Source organism: Adlercreutzia sp. DFI.6.23 (assembly GCF_024462535.1).
In the GTDB taxonomy this organism is placed as follows: domain Bacteria; phylum Actinomycetota; class Coriobacteriia; order Coriobacteriales; family Eggerthellaceae; genus Adlercreutzia; species Adlercreutzia rubneri.
This window is the reverse complement of the sequence record NZ_JANGBP010000001.1, coordinates 177,289-200,864: the sequence shown is the minus strand read 5'-3', so window position 1 is coordinate 200,864 and position 23,576 is coordinate 177,289. Positions and strand designations below refer to the sequence as shown.

Genomic DNA, 23,576 nt, shown 5'->3' with positions numbered 1-23,576 from the left:
AACGGCCCGCTCGACAGGGCCACACGGAGGGGCCATTGTGAGGGCCCGTCGTAGGGGGGCTTCAGCCGCCCTGCAGAAGGAGGACGCCCATCGTAGGGAACAAGAAGGGAGGGCCTAAAGCCCTCCCCTACCAGGAAGCGGACTCCCCGCCTGCGCTTGTGATGTAGCCCTGGGACATGGCGCCGGCCTCGGGGAAGGGCATGTCCGGGGTCTTGTCGTCGTTGGCCGCCGCGTAGGCGAAGGCGTTGTTGATCATGCCGACCTGGGGGCCGTTGCCGTGGGAGACGACGACGTTGGTGCCCTCCTCGATCATGTCCACGATGTGCTTGGCGGTGTTCCGCACGAGCGTAAGCTGCTCCTGCGGGGTGTTGCCCAGGGCGTTGCCGCCCAGGGCGATGACGACGGTCTTGCCGTTGCCCTTTTCGTATGGCATAAGCGTTCTCCTCCTCTTTTGGGAATTCAACCTGATACGCCAAGGACAGCCTGGCACAATGGGCCGTCCTTGGCGCTCACTCTAATGTGACTCGAGAAATTGAAAAGTCCGAACTCGGTTTATTTTCTTTCTGCCCTCTGTCTAATCCAAAGTAAACCACTCAGCTTCTATGCCGCGTCCTCCTCGGGCCACGGGCTGGCGTACACGGCATAGCTCGCGTACTGAGGAGCGCCCACGGCGTAGATGTCGTAGTCGGCCGCCTGACCAGGCTCGGTGTCGACAATCTTGAAGTAACCGCCCTCAATCTTCCCGTCTTGATCAAGCAGCACCACGTCGACGCGCGACTGCGTGGCGCCATCCAGCGACTCGGACGCCGTCACCGTGCCTGTGAACTCCTTGGCGCCGAACTGAGTATCGGTCGCGCCCCCGTCCTGCACAGCGTACACATGAGCCAGCTTCTGGTCCGTGGCCTCCCACGAACCCTCGGGCGTCGTAATGGAGAACTCGACGGTCGCCGGCTTCACCACCTCGGTCGAGTTTGCCGAGGAATCAGCGGTCGATCCCGCCACGTAGGAATAATAGTAAGTGGAATCGGGCAACACACCCGGAGTTTCAATCGTCTCGTCGAAGATGACGTTGCCGCTATCGTCCTTGCCCACGACCTCGATGACTGGATCGATGGCCTCTACGGTTTTGTTGGGGTTCTGCACCTTCACGGCAAAATCGACCATGCCGTTGTCGGCCACGAACCATCCGGAATCGACGATCTGCAGCTCAGCGGGATTTGCGGCCTCCTGCTCGGCCGTGGCCGCATCGGCCTCGGCGTCGGCTTGCTCATCGACGGCGGCCTGCCCCGCAGCCGGGCCCTGGGTCTCTTCAGTCTGCACCACCGCCTGCTCCGATCCGGCCGGTGCCGTCTGACCGCTTTGGGCCGCGCACCCCGCAAGGCTTACCGCGAACAGACCTGAGAGCGCCACCCAGCCCAGATACTTCAGTTTCATTGTCATCACCATTCCCTTGAAGGTCTTGTTACGCAAACCATGCAAGTAAATGATTACCCCGCTCGTGTACTAATTTAGAGCGCAGCGCCCTTTCGTAGCCTCTGCGCCACTGCTTTGTTTCAGCTGAAATTCCCACGTCAACGCTAGGAAATCAAAATGCGGAAGGTCATAGTTCACAGAGCATCAACCGAAGTGACCGCCCCTTGAACGCTTTGCTTCAGCTCCATGGCAATACAAGAGATTTGGCCCGAAAACACGAAAGCCCGCGGGAGGGGGGATCCGCGGGCTTCATGTTGTGGCGACAGCGAGACGAGGAGAAGCTTCGCCACCCAGTAAAACAAGAAGAGAGGAGGTATTACAGGGCTTCGTTCCCTCGGCCCTGCTGACAAAAGTTATAATAGGTTAACTGATTCGTTCGCACAAGGGAGTTAACCTGGGTTTACACTTTCTCCACAACTCTCGCGCACCCAGCCCGCGCCTTCGTCGGTATCACGCAGCCCGGTCGCCCCGCCCCTGTTTGACGGAATCGTGCACGGTTATTTACGCCATGGTAACTGCAAAGCCGAAAGTCTTCCCAAAGATCGTCCCTCCCCTATACTGCAACCAGCGAAACGGAAAAGAGCTGATCAATCTTCTCCTTTCCCCTTTCCTTTCCTTCTTCTCTCTTTTGGAAGCGGGTACCCCTCAACAAGCCTGCTTCCCGAGAACGAGATTTCCCCGACCCGTTCTCGAACCCCTGCAATGAGGCGGCTCCCCCAAGCCGCCTCTTCTTTTTGGCACGCAAAGCCTCTCCCGAATTCATGCGCGTGAGAAAAGGGGTGCCCAGATGACACCCCTTTCGCTATCGTCGCCGAACGGCGCGCGTCGGATCACCCTTACCGAGCGCCCGTCTCCGCACAGCCGCTACGGGCGCGCATCCAGAATTTTGAGCGCTTGCTCGTAGCCGCCGGCGCCGTAGCTGAGGCACTTGGAAACCCGGGCGATAGTCGTGGCCGAGGCGCCCGTTTCCGCCTCGATGGCCGCATAGGACTTCCCCGCCGCCAAAAGACGCGCCACGCCCAGGCGCTGGGACGTCTCGCGAATCTCGCGCACGGTGAACAGGTCTTCCAGAAGCGCGAAAATAGCATCGGGATCGTCGAGGGCGGCCAGAACGCTCAGCAGGTCGTCCACATCGGGGGTGCGAATCTCAGCCATTAGACCTCCGTGAGCCAGTCGGCGTACTCGCCGATGCGACCGTAGGCCAAATCGAAGAACCGATCCTGCAGCGCGCGCGTGATTTCGCCGGGCTTGCCGATGACGCGACCGTCCACGGAACCCACGGGCGTCAGCTCGGCGGCCGAGCCGGTCATGAACACCTCATCGGCGATGTACAGGTCGCTGCGGGTGAGGCTTTCCTCCACAGCAGGGATCTCCAGGTCGTCGGCCAGACACAGCACCGTGTCGCGGGTGATGCCCTCGAGAAGTCCGTCGGAAAGCGGCGGCGTGGAAAGCACGCCGTTGCGCACGATGAACAAGTTCTCGCCCGTGCCCTCGCAGACAAGCCCCGCCTCGTTCAACATGATGGCCTCGGCATAGCCGTGGGCCTTCGCCTCCATCTTCGCGAGGATGGAGTTCATGTAAGAGGCCGTGGCCTTCACCGCCGGCGGAATGGCGTTGTTCGAGCGCTGGCGCCACGAGGAGATGCCCACGGCCACGCCGTTTTCCAGCGCGTCGGCGCCCAGGTAGGCGTCCCAGGGCCACACGGCGATGACGACGTCCACGGGCGCCCCGGTCGGGTCTACCCCCATGACGCCGTAGCCGCGGTATACCAATGGGCGGATATAGCAGGCCGGAAGCCTGTTGGCACGGATGACTTCCAACGTGGCGTCCATCAGCTCGTCGACGCTGTAGGGCAACTCGATCTGGGCAATCTTGCAGCTGCGATGCAGCCGTTCCATATGGTCGCGCAGGCGGAACACGTAGGATTTGTCCTCGTCGGGCACCTTGTAGCAGCGAATGCCCTCGAACACGCCGGAGCCGTAGTGCAGCGAATGCGACAGCACATGGGTCGTCGCCTCCGCCCACGGCACCAGCTCGCCGTTCTTCCAGATGTAATCGACCTCGGTGATGTCGGACAATGGAACCATCCCTTTCTCAGACTAGAAAAGCCCTCGTCGCGTGCGCAACGCGAGCAAGGGCCATTGTACTCCAACACGCTAAAGCGAAAGAGCAGTTCCACGAAGGCGGCAAAACCAGAGTCGTCCCCTCAGGGCCAAAGCGAGTTCGAAGCCGCAGCATGCCACTTTTACGTCGGAATAATTGGCATCCGTGCCACTTTTACGTCGGAATAATTGGTATCCGTGCCACTTTTCAGATGGAATATTGCTCTGAAACATATTATCATGGCATTCGAACCGATGACTGGCGTTGGCAGAAAGGAGCTTGCCGTGGAGCGATTCGCCATAAAAGACCTCATTGCCTGGAAGAACTCCCCTCGCCGACGACCGCTGCTCGTGCAGGGAGCACGACAGGTGGGCAAGACGTGGCTCATCAGGGAGTTCGGGCAGACCCACTTCGCCGCAGTGGCTTACGTGAACTTCCTCGAAGATGAGGCCATGGCGCGTCAGTTCGAAGGCGAGTTAGCTCCGGCGAGGCTGCTCGACGCCGTCACCTTGTACACCGGCGTTAACGCCAAAGACCCGAACACTCTCGTAGTGTTCGACGAGATTCAAGAATGCCCTCGGGCCCTTACCTCCCTCAAATCGTTCGCCGAGCGCAGCCCTGAAACCGCCCTCGTCGCTGCCGGGTCGCTTTTGGGCGTCGCCCTTCACCGGGGCGTCTCCTTCCCTGTCGGGAAAGTCGACCACCTGCTCATCTACCCCTTGTCCTTTGACGAATTTCTCCTCGCAACCGGCAACAATCTCATGCTGGATACCCTGCGACGAGGAGATCTCGCGTTGGCCGATTCCCTTTCGGAGCGTTACATAGAGCAGCTGCGCAATTACTACTTCGTCGGCGGCATGCCAGAAGTGGTTCAAACGTTTTTGGATACGGGCAGCTTCAGCGAAACGCGAAAGCAGCAGAATCGGCTGCTCTTCGACTACGAGCACGACTTTTCCAAATACGCCGACGCTGCCCTCGCCGAGAAAATACGGCTCGTGTGGAACTCGGCTCCCGGACAGCTCGCCCGCGAGAACAAGAAGTTCGTCTACTCAGCTGTGCGCACGGGCGCCCGCGCACGCGGCTACGAAGAGGCCATCCAGTGGCTCGTGGACGCAGGACTGCTTCTGCGCGTCAACCGCATCACGAAGCCGGGACTGCCCCTCTCCGCCTACGAGGATCGAGACGCTTTCAAGATATACCTGCTCGACGTGGGACTCCTCGGCGCGGCAAGCCGTCTCGATGCCTCGGTTCTCGTTGACGGCCATGAGCTGTTTTCCGAGTTCAAGGGGGCCCTCACGGAAAACTACGTGTGCCAGGAGCTCGTTGCCACAGGCAAGGTGGTTCCTTACTACTGGTCGGCCGAGAACTCCTCCGGCGAGGTCGATTTCGTGTACGATTACGGCCGCTCCATCGTGGCCGTCGAGGCGAAGGCCACCACGAACCTGAAGGCGAAGAGCCTTCGCTTGTTCGTGGAGCGTAACCACCTCGGCCGGGGCCTGCGCCTGTCGCTGTCGCCCTTCAAAGAGCAGGACTGGGTAGTGAACCTGCCCCTATACGCAGCAGGGCTGCTGCCCGAGTGGTTCGCACAGATGCGGAAGGGTGCGATCTAGAATCAATCCGCACACCTATACAGGCTCTCGCAATAAGGGGAAGGCGGGCCCCAATCGAGTCCGCCTTCCCAACGTCAGTACTATCACAAAGTGAGAAACTTGCTTAGGCTTGCTGTGCGCTGAGCGATTCCAACGCGTCATCGATCATGGCCTCGGCTCGGGCCAGATAATCCATCGATCCATCGAAATTGTGAGCCGCTGTACGTCCTTGTCCATCAGAGCCCGCAAGCGGATTCGTGGTAAGGTTCTTATTGGCAAACGTAGTGATGAACGATTGCGCGCCCCACTCGATGAAAGAGGGCGCCGGCGATGCCATAAAGAGCGCTTTGCCGTTTTATTGCGAAAGTATTGCGGGGTGCCCTCACGCCTCGAAGGAGTATCCCACGCCCCAGACGGTCTTCAGGTAGGCGGGCTTGGCGGGGTTCTCTTCTATCTTCTCGCGAATTTTCCGCACGTAGACGGCGATGGAGATGGCGCCGTCCAGGTACTCCTCGCCCCATAGCTCCTCGATGAGCTCGTCTTTGCCCATGACGGCGCCGGAATGGCTCGCGCGGAACACGCTGCCGACGCCCACTTCGCTCTGCACGGTGGCGCGGCCGCCGAGCAGTTCGGCCATCTCCTTCACGAGCGCAAGTCCCAAGCCGCTGCCGCCGTAGCGCCGCGAGATGGACGAGTCCGCCTGGCGGAAGCGTTCGAAAATGGTGGCGAGCTCGTCCTCGGGAATGCCAATACCGGTGTCGGCCACCTCGATGAGCAGGCCATCGCGGGCGGCCGTGAGCGCCACGGTCAGGCGCAACGGTCGCCTCCACCGCATTCTCCACGTCGAGCACATCGAGGGGAGAATTTCAACCCGATAGCGGTCGGCCTCGAGGCTCGCCGCGTCCAGGGTGTCCATCTGGCGCCCCTGCCGTCGGAGCGCTCCGTTCACCGCCACGGCCACCGCCACGATGACCGCCGCAAGCGCCCCGAACAGGCTGACGTTGGCCATCGTGCGCTCGCGGGCCTCCGCCTCGTACACCTCCATGGGGATGGAAAGGCTCACCGCGCCGGCCAGATCGCCTAGCGCATAGCCCTCGCGGGGGAAGCCGGTCTCGTCCGGTTCGCCGCCCTCGCTGCCGCGGGCCTTATGCGCCCACGTCATGTTCAGCTTTCAGGATACCGCAAAAACGGGCGGGGAAAATATTGTCCTTTTATTGCGGGAGGGTGCAACGCGGCAGCTGTGGGCAACCCGCCCGCCCTCTGTTCCGCTATACTATCGGTACGAGCTGCACGGTCATTCGTCACAAAGGAGGCCCCATGCTTCTCTATCATGGCTCACGCCACGGTATTGACGGCCCCATTGCGCCTCTTAGCCGGGATCGATGTGATTTCGGACGGGGTTTCTACCTGGGCACCGAACCCCTGCAGCCGCTCACCCTTATCTGCGACTTCCCCGATGCGCGCTTTTACACCGTGGAACTTGATCTCGACGGCCTCGATGTGCGCGAGCTTTCCGCTGACGCAACCTGGGCCCTCGTCGTCGCCTATCATCGCGGCAAGATGGAGCAGGCCCGCGGCACCACCCTCTATGCAGAGACAGCCGCCGCGCTTGAGGGTGCAGATGTTGCCATTGGGCCCATTGCCAACGACCGCATGTTCGTCGTCCTCGACCGCTTCTTCAACGGGGACATCACTGATGTCGCCCTTATAAAAAGTCTTTCCGCGCTGCAGCTGGGCAACCAAGTAGTGGCGCTCACCCAAGCCGCATGCGATGCCGTTCGCATCGTGGATGAACGTAGCCTCAGCGAGGACGAGCGGACCGAGCTGATTGCCACGAGCGAGGCGAACCGGGCCGAGGGAGTGGCTTTGGCTGAGCGCATCTGTCGCGAGCACCGCCGCGAGGGACACTTCTTCGACGAGATACTGGAAGCCGGTGTTCCCCTTGGCTGACCTGCGATTAGACCAACGACAACTGTGCGACATCCAGGGACGTCTCTTCGAACTGGCCCGCGCGCGCGGCTACGATTGCCCCACCTTCATCGAGGCCTTCATGAACAGCGACGTGGCGCGACGTATGGATGGGGTCTTCGACTTCCTGCAGTGGGCCGGGGAGGAATACCTGTTGGAAGAGCTTGACGACGAAGTGGGCGGCCTGCCCCGTGCCGGAGCTTCCTGGGGCCGGGAACCCATGTACTGGACCGGCTACCTGTACCGTTTGTGGCACTATCTCACCGGCGAGACGAGTCGCGCCATCTACGCCACCGCCGATGCCGACACCATGGGCGGCGCCTACCTCGGCATGCACGTGCTCGATCCCGAACTGGCCATCGAGAACCTGAAAGAGCTGGCGGCGCAGCGCCCGTAACGGCTTTGAGAGAGTCCGTCATGCCGGCTTCCGACGAACGCCGACGTTAGCCTTACCCCGCATCAGCATTGTTGCGCCTCCACTTCCACAGCCGTCGACAGGCCCAACGAGCGAGAAGCGAACCCATCGCACAAACGAGGGCCGCGAGCAACCAGGCGCCTTCATAGCCAAGGGCGCTTTGAGCCTCCCCCACCGCACCTTGGATGCCCGACATTGTGCCCACCGAGACAAACGGTCCGATAGAAGCAGCAATTTGGACGGCCATCGTCATTATGGTGACGCCCAGGGAGTGCTGGTTCAGCGCCAGGCACCGCAGCCCTGTAGTCTGGAAATTGGCGCACACCGTGCCGCAGCCGACAAACACCACCAACATCCCCGCCAGCAGTGTGATCTCGCTTGCCATCCAGGCGGCTACGGCCATCAGCACCGATCCAGCAGCCGCCACGGCCAAGCCTCGAGAAAGCAAGGGGGCGGGACCTCGGCGGTCGAGACGGCGACCGCCGGCAAGCGACGCGACAGCATAGGCCACCACGAGCGGGCCCAGGCACAGCCCCGAGAGGGCCGGGCCGAGGTGGGCGCATTCTTCCAGATACAGCGGGCCCATGACGTTAAGGGAAAAGTAAATGCTCATGGTGAGCACCACGAGCAGGGCCGCGGCGACAAAACCGCGGTTGAGCAGCACCCCGCGAAGAGAGACGAAGTTCCCTTGGACGTCGCCGCGTCTCGAGGGCCTGACGGCGACAAGGCCCCACAGACCTATAAGCGCCGAAGCCACCAGGGGAACCACGAACACGCTATGCCAGCCAAAGGCGCCGACGAGGGCACCGGTGGCCACAGGCGCCACGGCGGGGCCCAAGGCGATCATGCCGTTGCCCACGGCGAGATAGGTGCCCAATTTCTCCGATGCCACCGTTTCCAATATGGCGTTCATCATAAGGGGGATGAAAATGCCCGTGCCCACAGCCTGCACGAGCCGCGACGCAAACAGCACCGCAAAGGTAGGGGCCACCAGACCGCCCATCGACCCGAGTGCGTTGCACGCCAGAGCGACGAACAGTAACGTCCGCGGGCCGAGCCGTCGATACAGGGCCGCCATGGCCGCCACAACGAACACCGTGACCACCATGAACCCCGTCACAAGCCACTGCGCCGTCATGGCATCCACGGAAAACTCGCCTATGATGGCAACAAGCGCCATGTTCACCAGGTTCTCGTTAAAGCCGGCGATAAAACCGCCCGCAAAAAATCCTATGAGACGACCCGCGGCATTCCGCGCACTCATGAAAGAACCAACCGCCTCACGCCTGCCCCTTCTCGTTCGATCCGTTCTCGGCCCGCTCGAAATCGCGGGCCAGATCATCATAGCTTTCCCGCGGTACAGGGGGAACCTTTTCGGCCCCCGCATCGGCGGAACGGCCCGGTAGCACGAGGTTCAGCACAATGCCCAGCAGCGCCGCCACGGCCAGCCCCGGCACGGAGTACTCACCGACGGGAATGCTCACGCCCATCGACTGCATGCCGATAGCCGCGATGGCCGGACCGCCGAAAATGATGAGGTTCCGGGAATCGGTCATGTCGACGGCGTGCTCCACAAGCATCTTCAGGGCATTGCAGGCAATCAGCCCGAATATCACGATGGACACCCCGCCGATAACCGGATCGGGAATAGTGCCCACCAGCGCCCCCAGCTTGGGACAGAATCCGCCAACGATGAATGCCGTGGCGGCAGCATACCAGAACACTTGGGTCGAATAGACGCGCGTCACGTTGAGCACGCCGATGTTCTCAGCGAAGGTCGTCGCCGGAGGTGCCCCCAGAAGGCCGGCGACAGTGGTGGCCAGGCCGTCCCCCAAAAGCGAGCGCCACAGAATGGGATTGTAATTCCTGTGGGTCATCTCGCCGATGACAAACAGATGCCCGATATGCTCGATCACCACGATAATCGCGATAGGGCTCACCAGCACAATGGCCGTCACATCGACGACGGGCAACGTGAACTCGGGCAGGCCGATCCAAGCCGCCTCAGCCACAGGGGTGAAGTCCACCATACCGAAAGCACATGAAAGGCCATAGGCCACTGCGGCCCCGACCAACACGGGGATGGTATTCAGCACCCGCTTCCCGAAGCACGTGCACAGCACGACCACGAAGAAGGCCACCCCCGCCACAACGAGCGTCTGCCACAGCGTCTCGCCCTCGGGCACGGTGAGCGCCTCCGAAACCGCCGTGGTAGCCAGGCCGCAGCCAATAACGAAGATGATCTCGGCCATGACCACCGTGGGAATGAGCCGATCGATCCAGCGCGTCCCCGTCTTGCGCACCACCAGAGCGCACACGACGAATACCAGACCGGCCCCCACAATGGCCGAGCCGACCCCGGCCGCCCCCGCCGTAGCGCTCGCAATAACCACTGGCCCCACGAAACTGAAGGAAGGTCCCAGGTAGCTCGGAATTTTCCCCTTCGTTGCCACGAGGTACAACGCCGTTCCGATACCCGAGCACATCACAGATACCGACGGCGAAAATCCCATGAGCATGGGCACGAGCACCGTTGCTCCGAACATTGAGAGGAAATGCTGTAGCCCCAGAGGCAGCGCCTGGTACCAGGGAAGCCTTTCCTCGACATCTACCACTCTCTTGCCCATGATGGACACCCCTTGTCAACGGCGCGGTGCCGAGCGAGCGCACAACTCTCTCGGCACCGCGACCCCTTGCTTGAACGGATGGGAAACCACAGCGCCTTAGGGCTCGACCAGCTCGTCGTAGACCTGGACCTTACCAGCGCCCTCGGCCGCCGTCGTCGCCGTCACCGGCTTCTCGCCCTGAGACTCCTTGGGCAAGACGAGGTTCAGGATCACAGCCAGCACCGCAGCCAGCAGCAGGCCGGGAACATTGAAGGAACCCAGGGGGATGGACACGCCGGTGGTCATCATGCCGATGCCCACGATGAGCGAGGCGGCAGCGATCATGAGATTGCGATTCTCATTGAAATCCACTTTGGCATCCACAAGCAGCGACAGACCGTTGCCGGAGATGAGTCCGAACAGCAGGAACGACACGCCGCCCAGCACGCAGTTGGGAATGGAGTAGAACAGCATGGCCAGCTTCGGGCAAAAACCGCCGATGATCATGGCGAAAGCGGCCGTCCACCAGAAGATACGGGTGGAATAGCACTTCGACAGACCCATAACGCCGATGTTCTCGGCGATGGAGGTCAAAGCCGGGCCGCCCAGGAAGCCGGAAGCCACCGTGCCAAGGCCGTTGCCGAGCAGCGAAGAGGAGAGGTACTTGTTGCAGTCCTCGCCGGAAAGATTGGTCACCGTCATCAGGTGGCCGATATGCTCGACTACGAGCACCAACGCAATGGGAGCGATAACGAGCAGGGCATTCACGCTAAACGTGGGCAGCGTCACTTCGGGAAGGCCGATCCAAGCTGCCTCGTTGATAGCGGTAAAGTCCACCATACCCAGGGGAATGGCCACGATATAACCCACCACGATGCCGATGAGCACGGGCACCATCTTAAGGAAGCCGCGACCCCAGGAAGATGCCACCACGGCCGAGAGGAACGTGATGAATCCGACAATGCAGCCCATCGTGTCGAAGGTCTCCGACGCACCGCCGTCGAACATCACGGAGTTGACCGCCGTGGCCGACAGACCCACGCCGATGACCACGATGATGCAGCCGGTCACTACCGGCGGCAGCACCTTGTCAATCCAGCCGGTGCCGGTAAGCTTCACAATGCCCGCCACCACGCAGAGCGCCACACCGACGGCCACAATACCGCAGAGCGCGCCCGAAATGCCATCGACGGCCGTCACCACGGCCATGGGCGTGATGAAGCTGAACGACACGCCGAAGTAGCTCGGCACCTTGTTGCGCGTGCAAATAAGATAGATGATGGTGCCAAGACCGGTGCAGAACACCGCCAGCGCCGGATTGAGTCCCATGATCATGGCGGGCACAATAGCGCCGCCGCCCACGAAGGCCATCAGGTGCTGCAACGAGTACACAATGGCCTTCCCCATGGGGACCTTATCCCCAATGGCGTAACCTCCGTCTTGTCTCATAACGAAACCTCCTTTTCTTTCCCGCCGTGCTTTCCTGCACGGCGCTTCAACCATTTGACGGACCCGAATGCCAACGATGGCGCCGGCGCGGGTCGATTCACGGACGCCCCGGCAAAGACACCGAGCCCCTAAAGAGACAGCGCCTTCTCGGGGCACACCGCCACGCAGGCACCGCAGGCGGTGCAAGCGTTCTGGGGCTCATGCTTCCTATTCGCCACCGGATCTACCGCTTCGGGACACACAGCCGTGCACCGGTCGCAGGTCATGCCCTTCACGCGCAGGCAACGATGACGATTAAGCTGCGGATAGACGCCCTCTTTGTCGACAGGGACGGCATTGGCCAGTTCCCAGCGGGCAAGATCGAACGAGCGGTCCTTTGCCTTCTCATCTTTCACCAGATCGCGAAGCACCTTGGCATCCAGGGCGAAGAAGGCACCGGCCGCCTCCAGAAGCCCGCGGTAGAACCGCTCGTCCACCAAGCGCGCCGCCAGAGCGGAGAACTCCGGGTACCAATTCAGGATATGGTGCTTGAGGAACGCCTGGGAAAGCAGGAGATTCTCACGCAGGGCCGTCATATCGGACGCGGCGCGCGCCTCAACGGCACGATCGGCCAGCGTCGCCATGAACTCGCACATAAAGGCCAGATGATCCTCGGGAAGATCGATGCCTTCCGCCAGCTTGAGCGCCTGTTTCTTGTAGATGTTGTACACCTTGCCCCGCGCTGTGCCCATGTAATGCTGCGTTGCGTCCACAAAGGCGCTTTCGTAGGGCAAAGCGTAACGGCCGGCTTCATCGCGCATACCCAGAAACGCCGCCGTGAAATCGCGTCCCAAGAAGGCGCGCGTGCCCGTGTGGCGCTTCTCCAGATAACGCTCCATGACGTGCATGCCGTGATCGAACGCAGCGTCCTCGCTCTTCAGGGAGCCGATCCGGGCCGCTGCAAGCGCCTCAATGTCATCCTGGGAGAGCGGCGCCCTGAAAAGACGGCCGAAAAGGCGGTACAACTTCGCACGGTTCGCCTGCACTAGGGAGAACTCGTCGGGGGTCATCATGGTTTCCCCACCTTTCTTTGACAGGGCGGGCGCGATCCTTGCGGACAGGCCCGCCGAAAATAGCTAGCAGTTGAGAATGGCGCTGCGATTTGCTTGGGCGTCCTCGAAAAAGAAGAGGAATCCCGCACCGACGATCCACATGAGCATGCGCAGGCTGAGACCCCCCGCCATGGCGGCAACGAAACCGACGGCCGCCACCGCGACGAAAGCCATCGAAGGCAGAGGAGCGAGCAGGATCGCCGCGCAGGCCAGAGGCACCACCAGGCCGCAGACCACGATGCCGACCCAGAACAGCGTCGGGTTCTTCTTCGCCGTCTGCATCCCCAAATGCCCCAGGTACGCGGCCACCGTCACTGCCGAGAAGACAGCGCAGACGGCCAGCAGCAGCTTCACGGGCAACTCCATAGCCCAGACGCCCCCCGTCGCCACCGACACCACCGCGTAGAGAAACCCGCCGGCCACAAGCGCCGTGCCCGTATAGGCCAAAGGCAGCTTCTTCGTATTCCAGGTGGGCTTTGATGAGATGAGGTAGCCATGGCCCGTTACAAAGGCCAGCACGACGCCGGCCAGCGCGCCAGCCATGCCGAGCACGAGGCGCACCAGCTCGTTGTCGAACCACAGGCACGCAGCGCCATAGGCCACCATGAGCGCCGATACCACACCGAGCATGATCAGCTCCACGGAAATGCCCGAGAAGGACAGCAGATGGGTCACAGCCGCAAAAGCGTGACGCGGCGTGGCCAGATGCATCATGGAGCAGACGGCGCCCACCACAACGAGCACCAACGAGATGCCCGTCGCCCAGAGCGTGACCGTCGTCGACTCGCCGAGAGCGCCGGCCACGCCCGCGAAAGCGAAGCAGCATCCGCCGCACCCCGCGAGCATTGAGAACAGAACGAGGGGCCACTGAATTTTCGGTGCCATTTACACCAGCTCCTTCCAATGAGCCGTCGAAGGCGAGAGGATATAGCGGGTCAGGGGCTCTTCGCCTTCGGGAGCGCCCAGCGTGTGAATGCACGCGTCGTCGTACTTGGCCAGTTCCCGGGAAACAGCCGAATCCGGGTCGTCCAGATCGCCGTAGAACCGGGCGCCGCCGGGGCAATTGTGCACGCAGGCCGGATCGGCCTTGCCATCGGCGGTCAGATGCTGGCACAGCGTGCACTTGCGGGCCACGCCGTCCTCCTCGCTGAAGCTGCGCACACCGTAGGGACAAGCGTACAGGCAGTACTGGCAGCCGATGCACTTCGCCTCGTTCACCAGCACAATGCCCGATTCGCTGTCGCGATAAGAAGCGCCCGTGGGGCACACCTCCACGCAGCGCGCATGGGTGCACTGCTGGCACTGCACGGGCAGGTTGTAACGCTCGATGTTCGGGTAGGTGCCCGTAGGTCCTACCTGCATGACACGGTTGTAGAAGGTGCCCAAGGGCAGGTGATTCTCGAATTTGCAGCTCACGATGCAGCTGTCGCAACCGGTGCACCGGTCGATGTTGATGACAAGGCACTTCCTAGGCATGGCAGGCCCCTTCCTCGGTACGGGACTCGAAGGTGCGGCTGGGCATGAGGGGCTGGAACTGCTCCGGCTCGGTCCACAGGCCCTCGGGAGCCTCGGCTTTCCTCACGTTGACGCGGTAACCGCGCCAGGAAGCGGAGGCGAAGTTGTCGTTGACCACATCATCGCGGGCCATGAGGTTCACGTTGCACTGGCGCCAGCCGCCGCTCATGGTCTTGGTGGAATGGTCGTAGCTTTCGGGGAAGTAGAAACGCTCCATCATCACCACGCCGGGACGCACGCCCTCGGTGAGGTAGGCGCGGCCGCGCGTGGCACCGCGACGGCTCGACAGCTCCACCCAATCGCCGTGGGCCACACCGAGGGCCGCGGCATCGCGGGGGTTGATGCGCATATCGGGGACGGGAATGAGCTCGCGGCTGTAGGGAGCGGTGCGCAGCGTCGTGTGGTGGTAGTGGGCCACGCGCCCCGTCGTGAGGTAGAAGGGGAAATCCGGATCGTCCTGGAGCATGTTCTCACTCTGCTCCTTGTAGGTGCACACGGCATCGTACTCCGGCCACGTGCCGTCGGCGGCCACCTGGGTGTAGGGGAAGTGATAGGGAAAACCGGTGCGGCCGTTCAGCACCGCCATGGTCACATAGGGCTCGCATTTGCGAGACAGCGTGGCGAATCCGGCAGGCAGCCCATCGTCCACGATATCCAAGTGCTGATAGAACTGGTACAGCTCGTCAATAGGCACCGTGAGCGTGTGATCCTCGGAGTGCTTCACGGCCTCGGGCCAGCTTTCCACGCCGAACATCTCGGCCCAAGCCGGATAGATGTCCTCCTTGGTGCGATAGGTACCGTTGAATTGGAAGTCGCGGCAGAGCACCGCATCATCGCCGCCGAGCTTTTCGCACAAGCTGTCGACGATACGCGTCACGCAGATGAACGGATCCTCCGTTTCGCCCATATGCACGATTTGCTTGCGCATGAAAGTCTGGTTGAACTGGGTGGTCGTCTCGGTGGCGTGCTCGAATTCCAACCACTCCTGCATGGGCAGGAACAGGTCGGCGTCCTCAATGGTAGTGGAAGTCATGTGGGGCTGCTGGTGCACGCAGAAGTCGATGTTGGCGTAAGCCTCGTTCCACTGCTCGCCATTGCTCATGACGCAATACTTGTTGCCAGACTGCTCCCAACGCACCGAGATCTTGTAGGGCTCGCCGGTCAGCAACGCCTCGCGCACCGGCGCCAAGGCGTTCAGCTGCCACTGGTGCACGGCCTTGTGCTCCAGCGATCCCAAGCGAGCCAGCTGGTAGTCCACAAAAGCCTGCTGCTTGGCCTTGCCATCGACACCCTTCGCATTCCAGCGCTCCACAGCTGCTTGGGAACGGCGAAGGTTCTCGCCCTCGGTCAGGCCCACCGTCCAACCGATGCCGAAGGTCTCCTGATAGGGACGGTTGCACCAGAAGTGGGTGGGACGCGCGGTGTGGCGCGATTCGGGCTTCTGCTCGGTGAGCACCACGCCCGGCTTGTTCACCTTGCCGCACAGCATGTCCAGGGCCATAGTACCGAAGATGAAGTTCGAGGACAGCTCGCTCATATCGGCGAACTGGCCAGTGCCGATACCCGAGAGCGTGGTGGCGTACAGCTTGATCGCACGCTCGATAGTGTCGGCATCGACCCAGGTGAGCTCAGCGGTTTTCTCCAAGGTGAAGTCCTCGCAGGCCTCCCACTGGATTTGGCCGGCGCTCTTGCACAGACGCCCGTTCACCTCGGCTTCGCAGAATACCACCGGGTCGACCGGAGAGTCCTCCGGGGCGGTGTAGGGGAAGGGCTGCACGCTGTTGGTGCGAGCATCGAAGCACACGTAGGCCGGCGTGTCGTACACGTCGTTGGGGTCGGCCGAGGGGTTCACGTAGTCGGGCCACACCTCTTCGGCCTTCAAAGGCAGGCGCGTGTCAGGATCCACGAGGAAGGGGTAGTTGGTCCAGTACTTGCAGAACTGCTCATCGTAGAGCTTGTTCGCGATAATGTAGTTGAACCAGCCCAAAAGCATGGCGATATCGCCCATGGGACGAATGGGCAACCAGATGTCGGCCTTGGCCGCCTCTTCGGTATAGTAGGGGTCGATAACAATGGTCTTTATGCCGCGCTCTCGCATTTCGGCGTTGGCGCGAGCGGCATAGGCTGCGCCGGAAGCGCTCGTTTGGGCGCCCCACAGCACCACGCACTCCATGGCCGGCTGCCAGGCGTTCCACATCTCGCGGGCGTTGTTGCCCTCGTGGCGGTTGTTGGAGCCACCGCGCATCCACTGGCCCGCGCAGTCGGCGGGCAGATAGCACTGGCAGCCACCGCCGGAAATGCACACCGGAGCGCCAATGGCATCTTGGGTGACGCGCTGGAACACGTTACCGTAGGTGCCGCCACCGCCAGCGCCCACCATGATGGAATAGGGGCCGTACTTCCTCGTAGCCAAGGCCATTTGCTCGCCCACGATATCGTAGGCCTCATCCCACGACACGACTTCCCAGTCGTTGCCGCCGCGGGATCCTACGCGCCTCATGGGATGCAGTACATGGCGCGGACTGTACACCAGATGCTGCTGGTTGAGGGCCTTGGTGCACAGGCAGCCCTGGGTCAGGGTGCCGTCGTAGTCGCCCTCGATCTTCACCACCACGCCGTCTTCGGTGTACACCCACAAAGGACAGCAGTTGTAGCAGCCATGGCAGCAGCTGTGATGGCGCTCGCGCAGCGGGGCCGAGCGGGCAAACTGCTCGTCAGCCTCCACGAGAGAGGCGTCCGAGGCCCAGTCGATGCCCTGCACCTTCTGCGCCATGTGGGCGAGCTTTCCGTAGCTCGACTTCCGTGCCGCCATTACTTGCTCCTTTCGTTTGAGGTCGCGAAGCTCGCTCCGGCCGGGGTGGTACTCCAGGCCTCGTCCCACACCAAGCCGCCGGCCTTCTCCAGGTGCGCCACCAACGCGCTGGGGTACAGAGGCAGCCCGGACTTCCCGTTAAGCGAGGGCAGGGAGAGCTGCTTGCCGAGCAGCGCCTCTATTTCCGCAAAGGTTTTGGGCTCGCTGGCCGCACGCAGAATGGCACGGTAGGCGTCGTTGCGCTCCGGCGTGCGGGCGAACAGCTCTTCCAAGCGCACCTCAGGACGATGGGCTTGGGCAACCTGGACCCCGGCCGACGTCGTCTCCAGAGCGCAGAACTGCACGAGCTCGTCTGCTGCGTCCTCATCCAGAGAGGCCAGACGAGCCGGATCCACGGGGTTGCCATCCCGATCCAAATCGATGCGCGCAAGGCCGCCGGCCTCGACGAGCATGAAGGCGATAGCGGCTTGGCTCTGATCGACATACTTGAATTCCGGATAACTTGCGATTTCGTCCTCCACCTCTGCCAGAAGCCGGCGCTGGCGGCAGAAGTCCAGGACTTTGCCCATAATCTCCGTGAAGGCGCCGCGGCGATGCAACGCCTTCTCGACGCGCGCCACGGCGGCCCCGTCGGGCTGGTCCCCAGGGGCGGCGGTGCTCGGGCAAATCGAGTCTGCCATGATGCGTCTCTCCTTCCTTGTTGAGTTTCCCGCACATAATTGATGGCCCGAGCCTACCAGCGCGGCCAAGGGGGGAACCATCGTTGAAGTGGTTGATTTTGAGCGCAACGGCCCATCCATCAAAACGTTGATTTTTAAGAAATGCCAGTTCAAGGCTTTGTAATTCGAAAGCTAAATTGTTGCGGCCCAAAATAGCGCTTTCTATAATGGGACGAGCGAAGCGAAAGGGGAATCATGTCGGATGAATCGAGATCACTGTTCTTCATGCGAACATTCGGCTTCGCCCTTTTCTGGATATGGCTCTTTTTGGTGGCCGTATCGCCCTCTCCGCTGTTCGGAGCGCTTAAAGGATTGGGGAGCCTCCCCTTCGAGGTATGGGAAGTGGGTGCGCGCCTCTTACTTCTCTCGCTCTCCCTTGCGGCCACCCGCCTACTCACCACCAGCCGAGGACGCTGGGTCTACCCCGTCTGCTGCCTTGTCGGCGGCCCCGTCGCCGCCCTCGCCCTTTCCTCTGCCGCCACCCCAGAGGCCGTGACCTTGGCGGCCTTCATCACGGCCGTCGTCGATGTGGCCATGCTCATTATGTGGCTCTGCTATTTCGGCTATGCGAAAATCGGCGATATCGCCTTCATGCTTGCCTGCTCCTACGCCCTGGGCTCGATACTGTACCTGGCCGTCGTTGCTGCGGGCGAGACGGCGATGCTCGTCGCCGCCATCACAAGTCCTATCTTGTCGGGAGCGCTGTTCGCCTATTTCGTGAAGAACCCTCCGTCCCTCGCTTCCGAAGGGCTGTTTCAAGCCTCCCCCGCCGCAGACCGCCGCCCGAAGCTACCGGCGGCCCTCAGGCGGCTGGCCATCGGTCTTACCCTGTACGCCTTCGTGTTCGCTCTCTTCTCGAGCCGTACCGCCGTCTCCGAATATACGTTCTCCAGCGGACCGCTCGTACAAGCCCTCGCCAGCATCGTGCTTGCCGCTGTCGTCATCGCGGCCATACGCCTCAGCGATGTGAGCATCGGCCTTTACGCGCTCTACCGCAGCGTGCCGTTGGTATTCGGCGGGGGCGCCGCCCTCTTCCTCGTATTGCCCGCCGGACTCTCCCTGTGCGCGGGCTTCTTCATCATGTTCGGCTATCTTCTCTTCGAGGCGCTTTCCTTCAACGATTTCTGCAATGCCACCAAAACCAACGACGGCTCGCTCTTGCGCTCGATGCTCATCGTGCGCATCGCCGGCTCCCTCGGCATTTTCCTCGGCTGGGTGCTGGGCGCTCCTCTCAGCGCCGCGCTGGATCCCGATCAATCGAGCCGTCTGATAATCGCTCTGTGCTTTGTTGTCGTCATCGTTGCCGCGTCGCTCGTCTTCACGGATAAGGCCATGGGGAAGCTCGGCACCATCGCCGGCATGCGAGCCCGTCAGGAGGCCGCCGAGGCGCGTCTCGACAAGACGCGGTTTATTCCGCTGTTCGCCACCGAGCACGACCTCTCGAAACGCGAAGCCGAGGTGCTAGAGTACCTGCTGCAAGGCCGCACCATGCAGTACACTGCCGAGAAACTGTTCATCGCCGAGTCCACCGCCCGCTCCCACGTTCACAAGATATACCAGAAAACCGAGACCCGGGGTCGCATGGAGCTTATCGACCGCTTCGAGCAGTTCTGCTCCGAACATCCGAAAGCTTAACCGGGCGAGGGGCTACGTATCGACACCTTCCATCCAGCATTCGTCGAAGGCATCCATCAGTTCCATGCGGGAGTGTACGCCGCACTTCCGGTAGATGCTGTGCACATGGGCCCGCACCGTGGACTCGGCGATGAACAGCTTCTCTGCGGCGAAGCTCGTCGTGCGCCCCGCGAGCAGATAGGACGCCACCTCGGCTTCGCGCCGGGAAAGCCCCTGCTGCTCGGCGAAGGCGGCGAAGGCCTCCTCGCGGGTGGGACCCTCCAAAGCACCCTCGGATAGGGCCCGATCGTCGGCAACGGCGGCGAAGGAGGTCATATCACGCTCGGTGAACACCAGCGAGACGGAAACCAGAGCCGCGAACAGCCCGAGGGCCACCAAGCTCGACACGCTTTCCGCCGCACCCGCCAAGGAGGCCGCGGCAAACGCCGCCAGCCAGCCCAAGAACATTCCCAGCGTAATGGCCAGCCGGGCCGCCGCCATCACGCGCAGGAGCGACGCGTCGTTGGCCTTCACGATATTGCAGCAGTCGTTGAGGACCAGCAGCTCGAAGAGCACGTAGCCCAAGGCAACGCAGAAACCGCCCACCTCGTCGGGAAGGGGCGAGACGGCCATCAGCAAGAACCCAGCCCCGATAAGCGGGGCAACGGCCCGATAGAGCTTGTAGGGTCGATCGGGCTGACGGTCGAACTTGAAGAAGGCCGCGCAGATAACCCCCAGCACAATCATGGCCGCCGGCTCCACCGTGAAGGCCCCGATCACTCCCTCCCCACTGAACAGGGCGATGCCGCACGAGAGGGAGAAGGAGAACGAGTACAGGGCAAGGGCCACGCCTATGCGCACTTTCTGGCGCACGGGACTCTCCGCGCCGCCCGCTGCCCCATGGCGAGAGGCCGCAACGGCAGCGGCCGGCAGCACGCCCCCGCCCGTCTCTCGAGCACCGTCACCCGAAACCGGCTCCTCGACAAACAGCTCCTCTCCCGTCCGCGCTTTCATAAGACGCTGGGAGAGCACGAAGGCCGTTCCCGATAGCGCGGGGAACAGCACCGAGGCGGCCGCCATGGCGTTGAAGCCCAATGCCGCCGTTAGAAGGAAGAGCACCGAGCCGATAGCATAGGATCCCACGAGCAGAACGAAGGTCTCGCCCACCTTCATGTACCCGAAAAAGCAGAGCCACAGCAGGAACATGCACACTTCGCCGATGGCGGCCGCCACCGCCGAGGCCGAAGCCGCCTCGGCGCCTCCGAGGCCGAGGGCAAGCGGAGCCGCCGCCGCACTTGCCGCAACCCCGAGCACGAGCAGCCCGCGCTGCCCGGCAACGGAGGCCAGCCGCCGCGAAGCGATGAGCACGACCACAAGCACCAGCGCCCGTACCGACAGCTCGACCATCTCGAACGGCGCATTCGCAAAGCAGAGCGGCGCCCCGATAAGCGGAGAGGGGGTCACCCCCGCCAGAAAGAGCCACGCCCAATAGAACCCGAACCCCAAAAAGCGCACGGGAAAGAGGCTCTCCGCCACCTGGCCCGCTGGGCCGCCCACGCGCCCCTCATTTGATGCATCTTTTCCCTCTCCAACCATTATCCCTCTTTTCACCTGCGGAAACACAACCCCTAAGCGTTTTGGTGGAGGCCCGCTTATGGCAATTTACAGCGCTTCGGAGAATGTTCAGCGCAGATGCCAGCCCCTAACCTAGATGCCAACGGGAGGCTCGGCTTTGACGAGTGGATGAGCCTCCCGGAAGTGTAGCAGATTCCCCGCGCCGATAAGGGCGCGGGAAGAGACGAGGAGAGGGGAGAGCGTGAAGACGAGGGAGAAAACGAATTCCGCCGCGAGCCTCCAAGAGGACGGCGGGGCGACACGCCCCCAAAAGCCGGGCCTCAGCCGCCGGTCGCTCATCGGCGGCGCCGCGATGGCCGCAGGGCTTCTGGCCTTCGGGGGCGCCACGGCGGCCTTCGGCGGCGAGACCGATCGCCTGCGACCGCCAGGAGGCCAGGACGCCGACCGGTTCTGGGGCGCGTGCATCCGCTGCGACCGTTGCCGGGCGGCCTGCCCGCTTGCCGCCATCGGCGTGGAGGGGCTCACCCCCGGCATTATCGGGGCGCGGCTGCCGATCATGGATTTTCGCGAGGGCTACTGCGACATGTGCGACGGCGCCTTCCGCTGCATCGCCGCCTGCCCCACCGGGGCGCTTACGGCCTTCGACCCCTACGTGGACAAGATCGGCATGGCCGTGGTAGACGAGGCCGAGTGCCAGCTGTACGGCATCTCGGGCACGTGCAACGCGCCCTGCATCGATGCCTGCGAGTGGGACGCCCTGTCCCTGGACGAGAACGGGCGCCTGGTGGTGGACGAAAAGCGCTGCAACGGCTGCGGCGCCTGCGAGTACGTTTGCCCCACGAGCGCCTATCGCAATTACGACGCCAGCAACAAGCGCGGCATCAATGTGGAGGTGTGGCATGGCTAAGTCGACAACCCCCGAAAAGGGCGCCGAGGTTTCCGCGCAGCCGGAGGAGGGCAGCCGCTCGAAGGTGAGCCGCGTGCGCCGATACGTCCCGGGCATCGTGTTCGCCCTTCTCATCATCGGCCTGGTAGCCGGGATCGGCTCGGGCACCCTGTGCTCGGTGGGCTACGAGTCCATTGCGGCAGTATGCCCCCTCGGCGCGTTGGAATCGCTCTTCGGCGCCGGGGCCTTCGTGGCGCGGGCCGTAATCATCCTGGCCGTGGCCGCCGCGGCAGTGCTGCTCGTGGGCAAGGCCTTCTGCAGCTGGGTGTGCCCCATTCCGCCGCTTGACCGGTTCCTGTCGGGCAAGAAGCGCCGCGAGGCCGACAAGGCGGCGCGCATCGAGGCGGCCCATCACGTGAGCGGGCGCCTGGCCGCGTGCGCCGGTTGTGCGGGCTGCGGCGAGAAGAAACCCGGCGAACCGTCGCTTGCCCCCGCCGATGGCACCGACAAGCGACGGTTCGCGAAGGTGGACGGGCGCCACGTGGTGCTCGGCGGCTCGCTTGTGTCGGCGGCGATCTGCGGATTCCCCGTGTTCTGCCTCATCTGCCCGGTGGGCCTCACCTTCGCCACGGCCATCGCCCTCTACCGCCTCGTCGGGTTCAACGAGCCCACCTTGGACCTCATCGTGTTCCCCCTCATCATCGTAGCCGAGCTCACCCTGCTGCGGAAATGGTGCCACCGCTTCTGCCCCATCAGCGCCCTTATGGGGCTCGTGGCCAACTTCAACAAGGCCACGCGTCCCAAGATCGACCCCGACCTCTGCCTGCGCAAGGACGGCATGCCCTGCACCGTATGCGCCGCTGCCTGCCCCGAGTTCATCGACCCGGCGGGAGATCTGGGCGACCGGGCCCTGGCCGAGTGCACCCGCTGCGGCCAGTGCGCCGCCGCCTGCCCCGCAGACGCCATCCGCTTCACGAAGAAAGGACTGACCCGTGGAAACCGCTAGCACACCCGCGCCCTACGTCGCCGCTGCCGACGGCGACCTCGCGCCCAAGGCCGCCGAGCCCGCATCGACACCCGAAGCCGACGCCAGCGCCGAGGCCACCTTCGAGGAAGCCGTGGCCGCCCTTACCGAGACGGTGAGCCGGGCGCCCCTGCACCGCGAGATCTTCCTCAAGCTGCTCGCCTTCTGCACCACCCAGCGCACGCTCGCCGAAGCCGAGGAGGCGGCTCGGGCCTGCCCCGAGTTCTCCTCGGTGGCCCAAAGCCCCTACCGGCTCATCCGCACCCTCGTGCACGCCGGCGGCCTGTACTGGCTGGAGCTGGACGAGACGGGCCGGCCCCTGACGCCCCAGGCCAAGGCGGGGCTCACTCCCGACGAGATCGAGGACGCCACCTTCGCCTACGCTGTGGTAACCACGCCGGTCGGCGAGCAGATGGCCGAGGACCTCGCGCCCGAGAAGCGGCTGCAACGCCTCTTCGATCTCGTACCCCAGCGGCTTACCACCTACCTGGACCTTATGGACTTCTGCCGCGAGCAGCGCACCTTCAAGGAGATCGAGGCGCTGTTGCGCACCCGACCCGCCGCTGCCTTCGCGAGCACCACCTCAAGCCAACCCCTGCAGCCGAGCTTCTTCGTGGACGCACTGGAACGCTCGGGCGGCCTTGCCTGGAACGATGGATGGAAGATCACAGAGAGGGGAATGAAGGTATTGCAGCAACTTCGCTAGGAACGCCATTTTGACCGTAGAGAGGAAAGAG

General features: G+C 62.9%; 21 protein-coding genes and 1 pseudogene. 7 read left to right on the top strand and 15 right to left on the bottom strand.

All coding sequences use genetic code 11. From position 1 onward, the window contains the following. Positions 1 to 160: 160 nt before the first annotated feature. The 4 genes and pseudogenes from NE591_RS00905 to NE591_RS00890 form a co-directional block, all read right to left on the bottom strand. Positions 161 to 433, bottom strand: a pseudogene (locus tag NE591_RS00905) (carbamate kinase); the annotation flags it as partial. Between the two features lie 167 nt (positions 434 to 600). Continuing rightward, the gene (locus NE591_RS00900) at positions 601 to 1,440 is read right to left on the bottom strand and encodes a hypothetical protein (protein WP_256156215.1); all 840 of its coding nucleotides are present in this window, start codon (positions 1,438 to 1,440) and stop codon (positions 601 to 603) included. Between the two features lie 897 nt (positions 1,441 to 2,337). Further along, complete coding sequence (locus tag NE591_RS00895) at positions 2,338 to 2,628, bottom strand: YerC/YecD family TrpR-related protein (protein WP_114540336.1); 291 nt, start codon at positions 2,626 to 2,628, stop codon at positions 2,338 to 2,340. Beyond that, positions 2,628 to 3,560: a branched-chain amino acid transaminase gene (locus NE591_RS00890; protein WP_256156214.1), complete on the bottom strand. Its 933-nt coding sequence runs from the start codon at positions 3,558 to 3,560 to the stop codon at positions 2,628 to 2,630. Before NE591_RS00890 ends, NE591_RS00895 begins: the two co-directional genes overlap by 1 nt. 300 nt (positions 3,561 to 3,860) lie before the next feature. On the opposite strand from NE591_RS00890, the gene NE591_RS00885 reads away from it, so the two are divergent. Beyond that, positions 3,861 to 5,186, top strand: coding sequence for an ATP-binding protein (locus NE591_RS00885; protein ID WP_173114464.1), 1,326 nt, complete (start codon positions 3,861 to 3,863; stop codon positions 5,184 to 5,186). A 103-nt stretch (positions 5,187 to 5,289) separates the two neighbouring features. On the opposite strand, the gene NE591_RS00880 is transcribed toward NE591_RS00885, so the two are convergent. Both NE591_RS00880 and NE591_RS15890 read right to left on the bottom strand, forming a co-directional pair. Beyond that, positions 5,290 to 5,502: a hypothetical protein gene (locus NE591_RS00880; RefSeq protein ID WP_173114467.1), complete on the bottom strand. Its 213-nt coding sequence runs from the start codon at positions 5,500 to 5,502 to the stop codon at positions 5,290 to 5,292. A 45-nt stretch (positions 5,503 to 5,547) separates the two neighbouring features. Further along, the gene (locus NE591_RS15890; RefSeq protein ID WP_302011448.1) at positions 5,548 to 6,327 is read right to left on the bottom strand and encodes an ATP-binding protein; all 780 of its coding nucleotides are present in this window, start codon (positions 6,325 to 6,327) and stop codon (positions 5,548 to 5,550) included. A gap of 155 nt (positions 6,328 to 6,482) precedes the next feature. Here NE591_RS15890 and NE591_RS00865 point away from each other — a divergent pair, with 155 nt between their 5' ends. After that, positions 6,483 to 7,115, top strand: coding sequence for a DUF3990 domain-containing protein (locus tag NE591_RS00865; protein ID WP_173114473.1), 633 nt, complete (start codon positions 6,483 to 6,485; stop codon positions 7,113 to 7,115). Beyond that, the gene (locus tag NE591_RS00860) at positions 7,108 to 7,530 is read left to right on the top strand and encodes a hypothetical protein (RefSeq protein ID WP_114540358.1); all 423 of its coding nucleotides are present in this window, start codon (positions 7,108 to 7,110) and stop codon (positions 7,528 to 7,530) included. Before NE591_RS00865 ends, NE591_RS00860 begins: the two co-directional genes overlap by 8 nt. A gap of 52 nt (positions 7,531 to 7,582) precedes the next feature. Here the strand turns inward: NE591_RS00860 and NE591_RS00855 are convergent, their stop codons facing one another. The 8 genes from NE591_RS00855 to NE591_RS00820 form a co-directional block, all read right to left on the bottom strand. Next, positions 7,583 to 8,812, bottom strand: coding sequence for an MFS transporter (locus NE591_RS00855; RefSeq protein ID WP_256156213.1), 1,230 nt, complete (start codon positions 8,810 to 8,812; stop codon positions 7,583 to 7,585). 16 nt (positions 8,813 to 8,828) lie between these two features. Further along, positions 8,829 to 10,175 carry a uracil-xanthine permease family protein gene (locus NE591_RS00850; RefSeq protein ID WP_173114479.1) on the bottom strand — a complete coding sequence of 449 codons (1,347 nt, stop codon included), beginning with the start codon at positions 10,173 to 10,175 and terminating at the stop codon, positions 8,829 to 8,831. 96 nt (positions 10,176 to 10,271) lie between these two features. Then, positions 10,272 to 11,603, bottom strand: coding sequence for a uracil-xanthine permease family protein (locus NE591_RS00845; RefSeq protein ID WP_173114482.1), 1,332 nt, complete (start codon positions 11,601 to 11,603; stop codon positions 10,272 to 10,274). A gap of 128 nt (positions 11,604 to 11,731) precedes the next feature. Then, positions 11,732 to 12,655 carry a molecular chaperone TorD family protein gene (locus NE591_RS00840; protein ID WP_173114484.1) on the bottom strand — a complete coding sequence of 308 codons (924 nt, stop codon included), beginning with the start codon at positions 12,653 to 12,655 and terminating at the stop codon, positions 11,732 to 11,734. Between the two features lie 63 nt (positions 12,656 to 12,718). Further along, positions 12,719 to 13,579 carry a DmsC/YnfH family molybdoenzyme membrane anchor subunit gene (locus NE591_RS00835; RefSeq protein ID WP_173114487.1) on the bottom strand — a complete coding sequence of 287 codons (861 nt, stop codon included), beginning with the start codon at positions 13,577 to 13,579 and terminating at the stop codon, positions 12,719 to 12,721. Next, positions 13,580 to 14,170, bottom strand: coding sequence for a 4Fe-4S dicluster domain-containing protein (locus tag NE591_RS00830; protein WP_173114490.1), 591 nt, complete (start codon positions 14,168 to 14,170; stop codon positions 13,580 to 13,582). Further along, the gene (locus tag NE591_RS00825; protein ID WP_173114493.1) at positions 14,163 to 17,021 is read right to left on the bottom strand and encodes a molybdopterin-dependent oxidoreductase; all 2,859 of its coding nucleotides are present in this window, start codon (positions 17,019 to 17,021) and stop codon (positions 14,163 to 14,165) included. Before NE591_RS00825 ends, NE591_RS00830 begins: the two co-directional genes overlap by 8 nt. Further along, positions 17,021 to 17,701, bottom strand: coding sequence for a hypothetical protein (locus NE591_RS00820; protein ID WP_173114496.1), 681 nt, complete (start codon positions 17,699 to 17,701; stop codon positions 17,021 to 17,023). The genes NE591_RS00825 and NE591_RS00820 overlap by 1 nt, the downstream gene beginning before the upstream one ends. Before the next feature lie 234 nt (positions 17,702 to 17,935). Between NE591_RS00820 and NE591_RS00815 the strand changes: the two genes are divergently transcribed. Beyond that, complete coding sequence (locus NE591_RS00815) at positions 17,936 to 19,375, top strand: helix-turn-helix transcriptional regulator (RefSeq protein ID WP_173114499.1); 1,440 nt, start codon at positions 17,936 to 17,938, stop codon at positions 19,373 to 19,375. Between the two features lie 12 nt (positions 19,376 to 19,387). Here NE591_RS00815 and NE591_RS16150 read toward each other — a convergent pair whose 3' ends face one another. After that, the gene (locus tag NE591_RS16150; protein WP_256156212.1) at positions 19,388 to 20,911 is read right to left on the bottom strand and encodes a helix-turn-helix transcriptional regulator; all 1,524 of its coding nucleotides are present in this window, start codon (positions 20,909 to 20,911) and stop codon (positions 19,388 to 19,390) included. 259 nt (positions 20,912 to 21,170) lie between these two features. Here NE591_RS16150 and NE591_RS00805 point away from each other — a divergent pair, with 259 nt between their 5' ends. Genes NE591_RS00805 through NE591_RS00795 form a run of 3 tightly spaced genes read left to right on the top strand, consistent with a single transcriptional unit; the run spans position 21,171 to position 23,545 of the window. Then, positions 21,171 to 21,836, top strand: coding sequence for a 4Fe-4S dicluster domain-containing protein (locus NE591_RS00805; protein ID WP_173114505.1), 666 nt, complete (start codon positions 21,171 to 21,173; stop codon positions 21,834 to 21,836). Further along, positions 21,829 to 22,821, top strand: coding sequence for a 4Fe-4S binding protein (locus NE591_RS00800; RefSeq protein ID WP_173114508.1), 993 nt, complete (start codon positions 21,829 to 21,831; stop codon positions 22,819 to 22,821). The genes NE591_RS00805 and NE591_RS00800 overlap by 8 nt, the downstream gene beginning before the upstream one ends. Then, on the top strand, positions 22,808 to 23,545 hold the full coding sequence (locus NE591_RS00795) for a hypothetical protein (RefSeq protein ID WP_256156211.1): 738 nt from the start codon (positions 22,808 to 22,810) through the stop codon (positions 23,543 to 23,545). The genes NE591_RS00800 and NE591_RS00795 overlap by 14 nt, the downstream gene beginning before the upstream one ends. Positions 23,546 to 23,576 lie beyond the last annotated feature (31 nt).

Coding starts and splice junctions, on each gene's coding strand:
- NE591_RS00865 (WP_173114473.1), top strand. CDS start 6,483: ATGCTTCTCTATCATGGCTCACGCCACGGTATTGACGGCCCCATTGCG.
- NE591_RS00855 (WP_256156213.1), bottom strand. CDS start 8,812: ATGAGTGCGCGGAATGCCGCGGGTCGTCTCATAGGATTTTTTGCGGGC.
- NE591_RS00895 (WP_114540336.1), bottom strand. CDS start 2,628: ATGGCTGAGATTCGCACCCCCGATGTGGACGACCTGCTGAGCGTTCTG.
- NE591_RS00800 (WP_173114508.1), top strand. CDS start 21,829: ATGGCTAAGTCGACAACCCCCGAAAAGGGCGCCGAGGTTTCCGCGCAG.
- NE591_RS00890 (WP_256156214.1), bottom strand. CDS start 3,560: ATGGTTCCATTGTCCGACATCACCGAGGTCGATTACATCTGGAAGAAC.
- NE591_RS00900 (WP_256156215.1), bottom strand. CDS start 1,440: ATGACAATGAAACTGAAGTATCTGGGCTGGGTGGCGCTCTCAGGTCTG.
- NE591_RS00850 (WP_173114479.1), bottom strand. CDS start 10,175: ATGGGCAAGAGAGTGGTAGATGTCGAGGAAAGGCTTCCCTGGTACCAG.
- NE591_RS00845 (WP_173114482.1), bottom strand. CDS start 11,603: ATGAGACAAGACGGAGGTTACGCCATTGGGGATAAGGTCCCCATGGGG.
- NE591_RS00820 (WP_173114496.1), bottom strand. CDS start 17,701: ATGGCAGACTCGATTTGCCCGAGCACCGCCGCCCCTGGGGACCAGCCC.
- NE591_RS15890 (WP_302011448.1), bottom strand. CDS start 6,327: ATGACGTGGGCGCATAAGGCCCGCGGCAGCGAGGGCGGCGAACCGGAC.
- NE591_RS00825 (WP_173114493.1), bottom strand. CDS start 17,021: ATGGCGGCACGGAAGTCGAGCTACGGAAAGCTCGCCCACATGGCGCAG.
- NE591_RS00835 (WP_173114487.1), bottom strand. CDS start 13,579: ATGGCACCGAAAATTCAGTGGCCCCTCGTTCTGTTCTCAATGCTCGCG.
- NE591_RS00830 (WP_173114490.1), bottom strand. CDS start 14,170: ATGCCTAGGAAGTGCCTTGTCATCAACATCGACCGGTGCACCGGTTGC.
- NE591_RS00880 (WP_173114467.1), bottom strand. CDS start 5,502: ATGGCATCGCCGGCGCCCTCTTTCATCGAGTGGGGCGCGCAATCGTTC.
- NE591_RS00840 (WP_173114484.1), bottom strand. CDS start 12,655: ATGATGACCCCCGACGAGTTCTCCCTAGTGCAGGCGAACCGTGCGAAG.
- NE591_RS00815 (WP_173114499.1), top strand. CDS start 17,936: ATGTCGGATGAATCGAGATCACTGTTCTTCATGCGAACATTCGGCTTC.